Consider the following 13,303-nt stretch of genomic DNA (forward strand, 5'->3'; position numbering starts at 1 on the left):
CGCTTTTTCACTTCAACATGTTGAGCCAGATTGGGTCACACATTAGTCTCGGCACGGGGGCTGATTCGGCCTTTTCGATATTCGTCCAGATCCCGTGTCGGTGGGTCGCAAGGTGCGAAAGCGCTTTCGGACCGCGGCGGCAGCATTACGTTCCATGCGACCGCGGTTGTCTCCGTCGCGGTCCGACAGCAGGAATACGAAAACCATGCACGTCATCGCGTTTGCCTCGCAAAAGGGTGGTTCCGGCAAGACCACGCTTGCCGGCCATATCGCCGTCGAAGCCGAACGGCAGGGCGCTGGGCCGGTCGCGCTGATCGACACCGACCCGCAAGGCAGCCTGTCGCAATGGTGGAATGCGCGCGAGGCCGAGCGGCCCTTCTTCGCGCGCGCCTCGAACAGGGGACTCGAAGAGGATCTCGCAACGCTGCGGGATGGCGGTGTCCGCCTCGTCGTCATCGATACGCCGCCGGCCATTACCGCCACCATCGGCCATGTCATCGGCCTTGCCGATCTCGTGGTCATTCCGACCCGTCCGAGCCCGCATGACCTCCGGGCCGCCGGCGCGACCGTGCGGCTCTGCGAGGAAGTCGGCAAGCCGCTGGTCTTCGCCGTCAACGGCGCCAGTCCCCGGGCCCGCATCACCACCGAGGCCGTGATCGCCCTTTCCCATCACGGCGCCGTTGCGCCTGCGATCCTGCATCAGCGAATCGATTTCGCCTCCAGCATGATCGACGGCCGCACGGTCATGGAAATCGGCTCCCAGACCAAGTCGCCCGAAGAAGTGGGCGAACTCTGGCGGTTCCTCGACGACCGCCTGAAGGGGCGCGAAACCGCGCCGTTGGCCAGCGCCACCTTTCTGACCGGCAGCAGCGCCGAGCGCGACCTCAGAGGCGCCGCCTGATGTCAAAGAAGCCTGCCTCATTGACGAGCGACCTGCTTGCGCGCAAGGGTGAGGCGGAGCCTTCCCCGGCCGATCCGTCGTCGCGTGTCACGCTGACGGCCGGCCGGCAGCCGGACCTTGGCGGTTTCGGCAGCGGTTTCGGCCGTCCGGAAGGCCCGCCCCAGGGGCCCGATTCCAGCGGCCCCGCCATGGAGAGGCCGGAGATGCAGGGAATGGACGAGGAGGAGCGGCCGCGCCCGCCGGAGCCCGAAATCATCTATACGCCGGAAGATTACGAGAGCGGCGGCCGGACGCGGCTGGTCGCCGGTGCACTAGTCGGCCTGGCGCTGATCGCCGGCGTCATTGTGGCGCTGTCGCTCAACGGCAATGACGGCGTCGCGCCGGTTTCGCCCGATATCGTGGCGGCCATACCCGACGCGCCGCAGCCGGCTGCGGCCCCGTCAGCCCCGACCGAAGCGGCGCCTGTGGCCGATACCGCCGTTCCCGAAAGCGCCACACCGGCCGAGGCGGCGACGCCCGAAGCCGAACCGGAGCGCCCGGCAATCGAGACAGCCGAGGCTCCGCTTGTGCCCGACAGTGCGGCGGAACCCGCGGCACCGGCCGCAGCCGAAACAACAGCGGTCGCCGAAGCGCCGGTGGCAGCACCCGCCGCTGCGCCCGTGCCTCAGACGCCTGCCCCTTCGGCCGCGCCGGCAACGGGCGGCGCCTTTGTGGTGCAGCTGATGGCCGTGCGCGAGGAAGCGGCGGCCCGGCCCGCCTATGAGGCCCTGCAGACAAAGCATGCGGCCCTGCTGGGCGGTCATGCGCTCGATATCGAGCGGGCCGATCTCGGCGAGCGCGGCATCTTCTACCGCGTCCGCGCGGCGGGCTTTGCCAGCCGCGATGCGGCGGTCCGCACCTGCGCCAGCCTCAAATCGGCCGGCCAGGACTGCATGGTTCGCCCGCGCTAGCCGCCTGCCCGCTGCCCGTGTAGGTTCCCGCCAGACGAAACCTGGCAAGCGGAGCATGAGATGGTCGAGGCGGTGATCTGGGATTTCGGGGGCGTGCTGACCACGAGCCCGTTCGAGGCATTTGCACGTTACGAGCGCGAACGCGGTCTGCCGAAGGACCTTATCCGCAACATCAACGCCAGCAATCCCGACAACAATGCCTGGGCGCTGTTCGAACGCAGCGAATGCACGCTCGACGAATTCGACCGTCTGTTCGCCGCCGAAGCGCAGGCGCGCGGCTACAAGGTGCCCGGCCGCGACATCATCGAATTGCTGTCAGGCGACATCCGTCCGGAAATGGTCGAGGCGCTGAAGCGCTGCAAGGCGCGGGCGAAAGTCGGCTGTATCACCAACAATGTCTCGGCCGGCGAGGGCGCCGGCATGGCGCGCAGCCACGACAAGGCGGCCGCCGTGCAGGAAATCATGTCGCTTTTCGACCATGTGATCGAAAGCTCGAAGGTCGGCATCCGCAAGCCCGATCCGCGAATCTACGAAATGGCCTGCAATGCGCTCGGGGTTTCCGCCGCGTCATCGGTCTATCTCGACGATCTCGGCATCAATCTGAAGCCGGCCCGGGCGCTCGGCATGACGACCATCAAGGTCGTGACGCCCGAACAGGCGCTGAAGGAACTCGAGGCTGCCGTCGGCTTTGCGGTCGCCTGATCCCCGACCTTGCTTGAGTGGCCGCGCCAAAGCGGCCTGGAGCCGCTCACCGTTTCACGGATACGATGAACGGCTCCAGGTTATTGTTCTGTCGCGTTTTCGAACCGCAAAACCGGTAGTCACTTTTGCTGAAAACGCTCTAAGCTTCCCGAAAAGAACAACGGGAGGAACTCGATGCTCAGGCCCCAGGCAAAGGCGATCGATCTCGGTGGCAAGCCGGATCTGAAGGACCCCGACCTCTACATGCGCGACGAGCACCACGCGGTGTTTCGCAAGCTGCGCGCCGAGGAACCGGTCTACTGGAACCCGGAGGCGGATGCGGCCGGCTTCTGGGCCGTCACGCGCTACGACGATATCGAGGCGATCTCGAAAAATCCCGGTCTGTTCTCATCGGCCAAGAACAATGGCGGCCACCGGATCTTCAACGAGAACGAGATCGACGGCAACGACACCGACGCCTCGATGATCTCGATGGATCCGCCCGAACATGCCGCCTACCGGCGCATGGTGACGCCGGGCTTCGTCCCGAAGCGCATCACCGGGATGGAAGACCGCATTCGCGCGCGCGTCACGCGGCTGCTCGACAATCTGCCGAAGACCGGCGAGGCCGAATTCATTTCGTCCGTCGCCGCCGCCCTGCCGATCGAGGTGCTGGCCGAACTTTTCGGCGTGCCGCAAAGCGACGGCGCCAAGCTTTTCGAATGGTCGAACGCAACCGTCGGCGAGGACGATCCGGAACTTCGCGTCTCCGACGAGTATATGCGCCAATGCGTGTTGGAAATGGCGGGCTATGCGGCCGGGCTGTGGCAGCAGCGGCTCGAAAAGCCGGGCGAGGACCTGATCTCGATGCTGGCGCATTCGAAGCCGGGCGGCGAGGCGATGAATTTCCCGACCTATATCGGCACCTTCATCCTGCTGGTCGTCGCCGGCAACGAGACGACGCGCAATTCGATTTCGGGCGGTTTGCTGGCACTTTCCGAAAACCCGCAGGAGCGGCAGAAACTTCTCGACGATCCGGCGCTGATCCCGAGCGCGGTGCAGGAAATCGTGCGCTGGGTCAGTCCGGTGCTGCATATGCGGCGCACCGCGACCGCCGACACCGAGATTCGCGGCCAGAAGATCCGGCAGGGCGACAAGGTCGTGATGTGGTACGCCTCGGCCAATCGCGACGATGAGGCATTCGACGATCCCTACCGCTTCGACGTCACGCGCTACACCAGGCCCGATGTCCCGACCCAGCTCGGCTTCGGCGCCGGACAGCATTTCTGCCTCGGATCGCGGCTGGCGGAACTGCAGCTGAAAGTGCTGTTCGAGGAACTGCTGAAGCGCTTTCCCGACATTCACGTTTCGGGGCCGGTCCGGCGCCTGCGCTCCAACTTCATTTCGGGCATCAAGGAAATGCCGGTCCGCTACACGCCGGAAGGCTGACGCCACGGCCGCAAGCCATGCGCTGAAACAAAAGAGCCGCCGGTCGCCCGGCGGCTCTTTCCGTTTTCGCTGTCGCGCCGCTCAGTGAACGGGCGCGTTCTTCATTTTCGCGACCGGACGCGAACGCGGGAAGAGCATTTCCAGCGTCACGGCCAGGGCCGGCAGCACCGTCACCGCCATGATCATGTTGACCATGAACATGAAGGAGAGCAGCAGACCCATATCGGCCTGGAACTTCAGGTCCGAGAAGGCCCAGGTCGACACGCCCACCGCCAGCGTCAGGGCGGTGAAGAAGGTCGCCATGCCCGCTTCCAGCAGCGACTGACGGAAGGCGTCGGAGATGTTCAACCCCTCGCCCAGATAGTAGGGAACGCGGTTGTAGATGTAGTAGGCGTAGTCGACGCCGATACCGACGGCCAGCACCATCACCGGCAGCGTGGCAACCGTCAGACCGATCTGCAGCATCTCCATGAACCAGTAGCCGAAGAAGGTGCCGAAGGTCAGCGGCAGACAACAGGCGATGACCGCGCGCCAGTCGCGATAGGTCAGCGCCACCAGTGCGATGATGACCGCATAGACCCACATGATCATCGGCAATTCGGTTTCGGTGATCTCCTGGTTGACGGCAGCCTGCACGCCCATGTTGCCGGAGGCCAGCCGGATCGTGACGCCTTCCATCTTGTTGGTGTTGCGGAACTCCTCGATGGCGGCGATGGCGGCCTTGATGGTCGTCGCCTTGGCGTCGCGCAGATAGAACATGTGCGGCAGAACCGTGCAGGTCTGGTTGTAGAGCGAGGAGGCGCCCGGCACGGTGTTGGAGGCCTGGGCCAGCGCCGGCCGGTTGCGCGGAATGTCCTTCCACTTCAGATTGCCTTCGTTCCAGCCGGCGGCCGAGCCCTTGATCGCGAAGGGCAGCGAGACGACCAGCGTCACGTCCGGCACGTTCTGCATGTACCAGGAGAAGCGGTTGAGATACTCCATGTAGGGATATTGCACGCAGCTGTCCGGCGGCGTCTCGACGACGGCGATCAGCACGTTGAGACCCAGCGCATAGCTTTCGGCGATCTCGGTCGAGTCGATATTGTAGCGCGCGTCGGGGCGCAGTTCCGGCGCACCGGCATGCAGCGCACCGACATGGCGGTTCATCGCCTGGTTGACGGCGATGGCGAAGAGCACCGTCGCGCCCGCCAGCAGGAACGGGGCGATCTTGCGGTTGGCGACGAAGCCCAGCGAACGCATGATCTTCAGGCGCACCTCGCGCGAGCGCTGAACCCGATGAACGAATCGCTCGTCGAACTTCAGGTAGCTGACCAGCAGCGGCAGCATGACGAGGTTGGTCGCGACCTTCAGGATGACACCGATCGAGGCGGTGATCGCCAGTTCGCGGATCATCGGCACCGGGATCAGATAGAGCGTCGCGAAGCTGACCAGCGTCGTGATCAGCGCCATTGAACCCGGGATGAAGAGACGCGAGAAGGCGGTGCGCGCGGCCGTTTCGGCATTGGCGCCGCCGCTGATCTCGGCGGTGACCACGTTTATCTGCTGCACGCCGTGGCTGACGCCGATGGCGAAGACCAGGAAGGGCACCAGCACGGCCAGCGGATCGAGGCCGTAGCCGAGGAAGTTCAGGAGGCCGAATTGCCAGACCACCGAGGTCAGCGAGGCAAAGAGCGTGGCCGCCGTCAGCATGATCGAGCGCGAATAGAGATAGACCGCGAGCGCGGTCAGGACAAAGGCGACGAAGAAGAAGGTGACGACGGTGCCGGCACCATCTGCGATGTCGCCGATCAGCTTGGCAAAGCCGATGATGCGGATCGTGTGGTCTTCGGTCTCGTATTTCTCGCGGATCTGGGCTTCGAGCTTGGCGGCGAGATCGAAATAGTTGAGGCGCTCGCCGGTCGAGGGATCGAAATCCTGGAGCTCGGCCACGACCATCGCCGAATGGAAATCGTCGGAGACGAGACGGCCGACATAGCCGCCGCGAATGACGTTGTTCTGGACGTTCATCAACGCCTGCTCGGTCATCGTGTCGGCGGTGACCTTGCCGGAAATCACGTCATCGGCGCTGATGCCTTCCTCGGTGATCTCGATGTAGCGCGTGTTCGGCGTCCAGAGCGAGGTCACGGTGTGGCGCGAGACGCCGGGCAGGAAGAAGATGTCGTCGGTCAGGTCCTTGTAGACCTTGAAGAATTCCTTGGTCCAGATCGTGCCCTCATTGGCCTCCATCACCACGATGATGCGGTTGGAGCCGAAGAGCTGGTCGCGATATTCCTGGAAGGTCTCGATGTATTCGTGGCCGATCGGGAGCTGCTTGTCGAAACCGGCATCCATGCGCAGGTTCAGCGCGTAGAAACCCGAAACGACCGTGAAGGCGAGAAGGCCGGCCAGAATGAAGAAACGCAGGCCGAAAACGACATTCTCAAGTAACTTAATCATGGACTTTACCCATCGCTCCCCTGGCCGCATCACCGCGCATGGCGGCGGACGGCGCCGTTGCAAATCCCTGCCCGCCGGCCGGGCCGGATGGCGCTTGGCACCGGTCGCGGCTGCATCGGCATGCAGCGGCGCGAGCCGGCCTCTTGTCGTCCTGGAGGTCTGCCGGCCGCCGCCTGTAGCGCCTGGCCCGGCATGGCGGTCCCGCTCGAACCGCCCCTCCCGAAAAATCAGCGCTCGCCGGTCCGCGGCCTTGCGGCCGGGCGCGAGCACAATGTCGTTCGGGGTTTATGCCCCCTCCCAGGATGCCTTTCTCTTGTGACGGCGCGTCATCGGTCCCCCGCGCGGCCGTCCGGAACGGTCATCTTTCGTTACTTAAGCAGATAGCACAATTTTCGCCGCTTTGTAACGGGTGCGTAGTCATCATCCGTGAAGTTTAGATGGGCAGGGTTAACGGCTGGCAAGGAAGTTGACGCCAGCGTCACTTTCTTCTTGACCCGGCGCCGCTTCACCCTATTCTGCTGGCAACGAGACAAGATGGAAGTGCCGCCCCCGCGGCGCGAAACCGTCATTTGCGTTTGCCGGAAACATCTCTTTCCGGCCGTCATTCCGGAGGACCCGATGACCGAGATTCGGCAGATTACCAAGGACAATGCCTATGACGCCGTCGCGCCGGACGATTTCCCGGCGATGATGGAAGTCGACCGCTACAACGCGCGCTCGACCGCCTTCGACAAGATCATTTCGGCGACCCATGACCATTTCTGGGATCCGCTCGACAAGAAGTATATCGACTTCAGCGAGCCCTTCGATCTCGAGAACCAGATGATCATGCCCGAGGAGATGGTGCCGGAACTCAGGCTGCCCTGCGTCCAGGCGCTGGACCGCAAGGCGCAGGTCAAGCTCGCCAATGAGAGCGCGCGCTGGGCCCTGTCCTCGATCCTGCATGGCGAACAGGGCGCGCTGAACCTGTCGGCGTCGCTCTGCCACATTCTCCGCGATCCGGGTGCGCAGGAATATGCCGCCAACCAGACCCGCGAAGAAGCCCGCCATGTCACGGCCTTCGCCAAATACGTCCAGGCCCGCTGGGGCAAGCCGCTGCCGGTCGGCACGACGCTGGGCGGCCTTCTGACCGACATTGTGCGCGCGCCGGAGGTCTACAAGAAGATCGTCGGCATGCAGATGCTGGTCGAGGGTCTCGCCATGGGCGCCTTCGCGACGCTCTATGCCAAGTCGAACGACCCGCTGCTCGTCAAACTCACGCAGCTCGTCATGACCGACGAGGCCTTCCACCACAAGTTCGGCAAGATCTGGGCCGACCGCACGATCCCGAACCTGTCGGAAGAAGAGCAGAACATCATCGAGGACTGGGCGGCCGAGTGCTTCCAGACGCTGCTGTTCAACCTCGTCAACCCCGAGCAGAAGCAGGTCATCTATGGCGATTTCGGTCTCGACTGGCAGCAGGTCCAGCTCGAGATGCTCGAAGCCTTCGGCGACGACGACCGCCGCGAAGCGATGAAGGAAGGCACCAACATCTTCCGGGTGCTGATCAAGACGCTGCTCAAGGCCGGCATCATCACCGACCGCACCAAGGCCTTCTATGCGACCTATGTCGACATGGAAGAGCTCCGGGGCGAAGGCGACCGCATGGTCGGCGACGACATCGCCGAGGACGGCATCCGCTATCTGCAGAAGATCAATTTCGGCGCCAATATCGACGCGCTGAAGGAAGTCACGATCTCCGCAGCCGAATGATCCTGTCTGTTGCGTGCGTAAAGTGAAGAAGGCGTAGAGTTTCCCTCAGCTCGATCCCTCACAAACTGGGCGGCTCCATACCGGAGCCGCCCTTTTTGTTGTTGGCGGGGCGACGTCCCATGCACAAAAAAGCCGGGCGCGGATTTCTCCGGCCCGGCTCTTTCGTTGCGGCTGTTGCCTCAGTGCTTGCGCTTCGGCAGTTCGACCATCATCTTTTCATAGCCCTTGACGAAGGGCGAGAACACGCGGGTCGGCTCCTCGAGAACGCGGATCGGCTCGTCCGGCCAGCGTTTCAGGATTTCCTCCCAGACGATGCGGAGCTGCATCTCGGCCAGGCGGTTGCCGACGCAGCGGTGAATGCCGAAACCGAAGGAGAGATGCTGGCGGGCGCGATCGCGGTCGATCACGAGCTGGTTCGGATTGGAGATCACGTCCTCGTCGCGGTTGCCCGAGACGTACCACATCGCAACCTTGTCGCCCTTCTTGATCTGCTTGCCGCCGAGCTCGACATCCTGAAGCGCGGTGCGGCGCATATGTGCCAGCGGCGTCTGCCAGCGGATGATCTCGGCCACCATGTTCGGGATCAGCGAGGGGTTCGCCTGCAGCTTCTTGTACTGCTCCGGGAACTTGTTGAGCGCGTAGAGGCCGCCGGTGATCGAGTTGCGCGTCGTGTCGTTGCCGCCGACGATCAGCAGGATCAGGTTGCCGAGATATTCCATGCGGTCCATGTTGCGCGTCGATTCGCCATGCGCCAGCATCGAGATCAGGTCGTTGCCCGGCTCGCGCGCATTGACACGCTCGTTCCAGAGGCGGGTGAAATAGTCGGCGCATTCGAGCAGCTCGGCGCGGCGCGCATCCTCCGATTCGATGAGGCCCGACTCTTCCGAGGCGGTCGCAACGTCCGACCAGCGCGTCAGCTTGCGGCGGTCCTCGAAGGGGAAATCGAACAGCGTTGCCAGCATCTGCGTCGTCAGTTCGATCGAGATGCGATCGACCCAGTCGACGGGCTGCTGCGTATCCATTTCGTCGAGAAGTTTGCCGGCGCGTTCGCGGATCGTGCTTTCGAGCTTGGCCAGATTGGCCGGCGCGACGATCGGGCTGACCACCTTGCGCTGATCGTCATGCTTGGGCGGATCCATCGCAATGAACATCGGCAGCTTGAAGTCCTCGTCCTGGTCGCGCAGCGTGATGCCGCCTTCGGACGAAAACACCTGATGGTTGGTGTCGACCGCCATGATGTCGTTGTATTTCGTCACCGACCAGTAAGGCCCGAACTCCTCGTTCGTCGCGCAGTAATGCACCGGCGCTTCCTTGCGCAGCCGTTCGAAATAGGGCCACATCGTGTCGGTCTTGAAGAGCTGTCCCTGGCCGACATCGATTTCCTCGAGCGGCATCGAATAGGCGGCCTCGCGCGCCTCGTCGATCTCGTATTTGCGTGCTGCGTCGCTCATGGTTTCCTCCACGTCAGCCATTGTTTGTTGGCACCAGCCTACCCTTCGAGCACGGAGTTGTCATACGCAAAGTGACGCAGGCGTCATTTTGCGTAGTTCATTTTTCCGAGCCAGCCCTCAGGGGCACCCTGCGCAAAATGACGCAGGCGTCACTTTCGGATTGATGTGCAGCGCAGCAATACCCACACTCCAATTGTGACAATTCGCCGGGTCCCGCCCCGCTCGAGGGCCGCCGGCGCAACAAGAACCAGTTTGGAGAGAGCCCATGACCGCTGTTCGGCAGATCACCAAGGACAATGCCTATGATGCCGTCGCGCCGGACGATTTCGAGGCGATGATGAATACCGAGCGCTACAACCGGCGCTCCTCGGCCTTCGACAAGATCATCTCGGCGACCCATGACCATTTCTGGGATCCGATGGACAAGCGCTATATCGACTACAGCGAGCCCTTCGATCTCGAAAACGAGATGCTGATCGATCCGCAGCTGGTGCCGGAACTGAAGCTGGCCTGTTTCGAGGCGCTGTCGGAGAAGGAAAGGATCCGCTTCGTCAACGAGACCGCGCGCTGGATGATGTCGGCGATCCTGCATGGCGAACAGGGCGCGCTCAATCTCTCGGCCTCGCTCTGCCACATCCTGCTCGATCCGGGCGCACAGGAATATGCGGCCAACCAGGCGCGCGAGGAAGCCCGCCATGTGACCGCCTTCGCCAAATATGTGCAGGCCCGTTTCGGCAAGCCGCTGCCCTGCGGCGAGACGCTGTCCGGGCTGCTGTCGGAAATGGTCAATGCGAAAGAGGTCTACAAGAAGATCGTCGGCATGCAGTTGCTGGTCGAGGGTCTCGCGATGGGCACCTTCGCGACCTTCTTCAACACCGCGCGCGATCCGCTCCTCGTCAAGCTCTGCCAGCTGGCGATGACGGACGAGGCCTTCCACCACAAGTTCGGCAAGATCTGGGCCGACCGCACGATCCCGAAACTTTCCCAGGACGAGCGCGACATCATCGAGGACTGGGCCGCCAGCGTCTTCCAGACGCTGCTCTTCAACCTCGTCAATCCGGAACAGAAGAAGCTGATCTATGCCGATTTCGGCCTCGACTGGCAGCAGGTGCAGGCCGAGATGCTCGAAGCGGTGACCGATGAAGACCGCCGCGAAGGCATGAAGGATGCGGCCAACATCTTCCGCGTGCTGGTCAAGACGCTCCTGAAGGCCGGCATCATCACCGACCGTACCAGGGCCTTCTATGCGATCTATGTCGACATGGAAGAACTGAAGAACGAAGACGACCGCATGGTCGGCGACGATATCGCCGAACAGGGCATCGACTTCCTGAAGACGGTCAATTTCGGCAAGAAGAGCAATCCGATGGCGAGCGTCGCTGCCGAGTAATCCGAATTCCCGAAGGGTCCTCTCCAGAGGGATGAACTTGCGGGCGGTTCCGGAAGGAACCGCCCCTTTTTCGTTTGTGTACGGATGTATCTCAACTTACTAAAACCGTCATGACCCACCCACCTTTATTGTAAAGGAGGGCGGGTCATCCACGTCTTCCTTGCGGTGGTTGCGTGAAAGAAAGACGTGGATGGCCCGGACGAGCCGGGCCATGACGACGTTGGAGATGTACTTTCTCTCGTATATCTTCTGCTACACTCCCGCCATGAGCGATTTCCACGCGCTGCTGCGCGACACGATCCCCGATCTGCCGCAAGGGTCCTGGCCGCTGCTCGGCGAAGGCCTGTGGTCGACGATCCACGATCTCGGCGACGGCTCGGTGCTGAAGCTGGTGCGCCGCAATGGCGGGCTCGGCAGCGGCGAGAGCAAGCATTATCGCGAGGCCGAGGTGCTGCGGCTGCTCGACGGGCTGACGGGGCGCGACTACCGTGTGCCGCGTCTTCTCGGCGCCGGCCGCTTCGCCGATGCCTATGGCTTTTCCGGACCGCCGCTGGCCGGCTGGCTGCGCATCGAGAAACTGCCCGGCCGCGCGCTTGAGGAAGGCGGGCTCTATGCGCTGAAGTCCGATCAGCGCGAAAGGATCGGCGAGACGATCGGCGCGGCGCTGGCGGCGTTCCATGCGGCCGGCGCCGCGCATCTGCCCGCGGCGGCGAAACTCGGCCGCAGCAGCCTGCGCAGTCTCGACGAGGCGCTGACGCGGATCGGCGCTCCCGAACAGCGCGCCGGCATCGACAGGCTGAAGGCGATGTGGGCGGCCGAGGAAGGTGCGCCCGTGCTGCTGCATGGCGACGTCAATCTCGCCAATCTCGTCATCGAACGCGGCGCGCCCATCGGGCTTGTCGATTTTGCCGAAGCCGGCACCGGCCTGCCCGAAGAAGACCTGCGTCATTTCGACAATCCCGGGCCGCTGCGCGACGCGATCTTCCGCGCCTATGGCGCGGTCGCCGGACGCGCGGTCGACATGCGCCGCTTCCGCATGGCGGTCGCGGTCAATGCGGCGGTGTCGCTGGCGCTGGGCAGCAATGCCGGTCATCCGCGCGAGGCGATGCGCCGCGTCAGCTTTCTCGACGAGGCATTGCGGGCGGCGGGCGCGGCGGCGTAGCCTCGCCCCATGAGCGACGAGCTGCCCGATATCGAGGAAGACGAATTCCGCCTGTTCGACGGACGGCAATCGCCGGTGGCCGCCAATGTGCAGCGCGGCTGCTGCCGCTTGCTGGCGCAGATGGGCTATGCCGCCGTCACGGAACTGACGCTGGCCACCGGGCGGCGCGTCGACATCATCGCACTGGGGCCGAAGGGCGAGATCGTCGTCCTTGAAATCAAGTCGAGCCTCGCCGACTACCGGGCGGACGGGAAATGGGCGGAATATCTCGACTTCTGCGACCGTTTCTATTTCGCGGTGCCGCCGGAATTTCCGCGCGAGATCATTCCGGACGAAGTCGGCCTCGTCGTCGCCGACCGCTATGGCGCCGAGATCCTGCGCGAAGGCCCGACAACGCCGCTGGCCCCGGCGCGGCGCAAGAAACTGACGCTGCATGCCGCCCGCATCTCGGCCCGCCGCGTCATCCGCTTCCTCGATCCGGCGTGAGGAGAAACCTTGACATTGTACGTATAACGTACTACATAGAGCTGTGATCAGAAGCTTCGCCGACAAGGACACGCAGCGTCTCTGGGATCGCCAGCCGGTCGCCCGGTTTCGCGCCTTTGAGCGTATCGCCCTGCGCAAGCTTGCGCAGATCGATGCCGCCAAATCGCTGGACGATTTGAAGTATCCACCGGGAAACCGGCTCGAAGCGCTGAAAGGCGGACGGCGGGGACAGATGTCGCTGCGCATCAACGATCAGTGGCGCATCTGTTTCGAATGGCGCGACGGAAGTGCGGAGAACGTCGAGATTGTCGACTATCACTAATCCGCGGAGAGTATCGAGGACGAGCATGGCAAAGATTACCCCCATTCATCCCGGCGAAGTTCTGGCGGAGGACTTCATGGCACCGCTCGGCCTCAGCGCCAACGCGCTGGCGAAGCGGCTCGGCGTCCCGGCAAACCGCGTCAGCGCCATTGTCGGCGGCAAGCGCGACGTCTCGCCCGATACGGCGCTCAGGCTCGAACGCGCTTTCGGTTCCTCGGCCGAATTCTGGCTCAATCTGCAGGCGCGCTACGATCTCGAAACCGCGCGCGACGGAGCCGACAAGAAGGAACTCGCCGCAATCAGGATGATCGAACCAGCCTGAA

12 protein-coding genes are annotated in these 13,303 nt (G+C 63.5%); 10 read left to right on the forward strand and 2 right to left on the reverse strand.

Annotated elements, in window-relative coordinates; genetic code table 11:
* Positions 1-205: 205 nt before the first annotated feature.
* The 4 genes from AAC071_RS12115 to AAC071_RS12130 all read left to right on the forward strand — a co-directional run bounded on the left by AAC071_RS12115 (position 206) and on the right by AAC071_RS12130 (position 3,981).
* Positions 206-901: a ParA family protein gene (locus AAC071_RS12115; protein ID WP_339832872.1), complete on the forward strand. Its 696-nt coding sequence runs from the start codon at positions 206-208 to the stop codon at positions 899-901.
* Positions 901-1,851 carry an SPOR domain-containing protein gene (locus AAC071_RS12120; protein ID WP_339832873.1) on the forward strand — a complete coding sequence of 317 codons (951 nt, stop codon included), beginning with the start codon at positions 901-903 and terminating at the stop codon, positions 1,849-1,851. Before AAC071_RS12115 ends, AAC071_RS12120 begins: the two co-directional genes overlap by 1 nt.
* A gap of 60 nt (positions 1,852-1,911) precedes the next feature.
* Positions 1,912-2,553 carry an HAD-IA family hydrolase gene (locus tag AAC071_RS12125; protein ID WP_339832874.1) on the forward strand — a complete coding sequence of 214 codons (642 nt, stop codon included), beginning with the start codon at positions 1,912-1,914 and terminating at the stop codon, positions 2,551-2,553.
* A 174-nt stretch (positions 2,554-2,727) separates the two neighbouring features.
* On the forward strand, positions 2,728-3,981 hold the full coding sequence (locus AAC071_RS12130; RefSeq protein ID WP_339832875.1) for a cytochrome P450: 1,254 nt from the start codon (positions 2,728-2,730) through the stop codon (positions 3,979-3,981).
* Positions 3,982-4,062: 81 nt separating this feature from the next.
* Here the strand turns inward: AAC071_RS12130 and AAC071_RS12135 are convergent, their stop codons facing one another.
* Complete coding sequence (locus tag AAC071_RS12135; protein WP_339832876.1) at positions 4,063-6,417, reverse strand: MMPL family transporter; 2,355 nt, start codon at positions 6,415-6,417, stop codon at positions 4,063-4,065.
* A gap of 618 nt (positions 6,418-7,035) precedes the next feature.
* Here AAC071_RS12135 and AAC071_RS12140 point away from each other — a divergent pair.
* A complete protein-coding gene (locus AAC071_RS12140; protein ID WP_339832877.1) occupies positions 7,036-8,169 on the forward strand; it encodes a diiron oxygenase in 1,134 nt (377 codons plus the stop codon).
* A gap of 179 nt (positions 8,170-8,348) precedes the next feature.
* Here AAC071_RS12140 and AAC071_RS12145 read toward each other — a convergent pair whose 3' ends face one another.
* Positions 8,349-9,620, reverse strand: a complete 1,272-nt coding sequence (locus AAC071_RS12145) for a cytochrome P450 (RefSeq protein WP_339832878.1) — start codon at positions 9,618-9,620, stop codon at positions 8,349-8,351.
* Between the two features lie 265 nt (positions 9,621-9,885).
* Here AAC071_RS12145 and AAC071_RS12150 point away from each other — a divergent pair, with 265 nt between their 5' ends.
* The 5 genes from AAC071_RS12150 to AAC071_RS12170 all read left to right on the forward strand — a co-directional run bounded on the left by AAC071_RS12150 (position 9,886) and on the right by AAC071_RS12170 (position 13,302).
* A complete protein-coding gene (locus tag AAC071_RS12150; RefSeq protein ID WP_339832879.1) occupies positions 9,886-11,010 on the forward strand; it encodes a ferritin-like domain-containing protein in 1,125 nt (374 codons plus the stop codon).
* A 211-nt stretch (positions 11,011-11,221) separates the two neighbouring features.
* Positions 11,222-12,172: a phosphotransferase gene (locus AAC071_RS12155; protein ID WP_339832880.1), complete on the forward strand. Its 951-nt coding sequence runs from the start codon at positions 11,222-11,224 to the stop codon at positions 12,170-12,172.
* A 9-nt stretch (positions 12,173-12,181) separates the two neighbouring features.
* Entirely contained in the window at positions 12,182-12,658 is a 477-nt protein-coding gene (locus AAC071_RS12160; protein ID WP_339832881.1) for an MmcB family DNA repair protein, read from the forward strand.
* A 43-nt stretch (positions 12,659-12,701) separates the two neighbouring features.
* The gene (locus AAC071_RS12165; protein ID WP_339832882.1) at positions 12,702-12,980 is read left to right on the forward strand and encodes a type II toxin-antitoxin system RelE/ParE family toxin; all 279 of its coding nucleotides are present in this window, start codon (positions 12,702-12,704) and stop codon (positions 12,978-12,980) included.
* 25 nt (positions 12,981-13,005) lie between these two features.
* A complete protein-coding gene (locus AAC071_RS12170) occupies positions 13,006-13,302 on the forward strand; it encodes a HigA family addiction module antitoxin (RefSeq protein WP_339832883.1) in 297 nt (98 codons plus the stop codon).
* The last annotated feature ends 1 nt before the right edge of the window (position 13,303 follow it).

Origin of the sequence: uncultured Parvibaculum sp., from assembly GCF_963975745.1 — a bacterium.
Taxonomy (GTDB): Bacteria; Pseudomonadota; Alphaproteobacteria; order Parvibaculales; family Parvibaculaceae; genus Parvibaculum.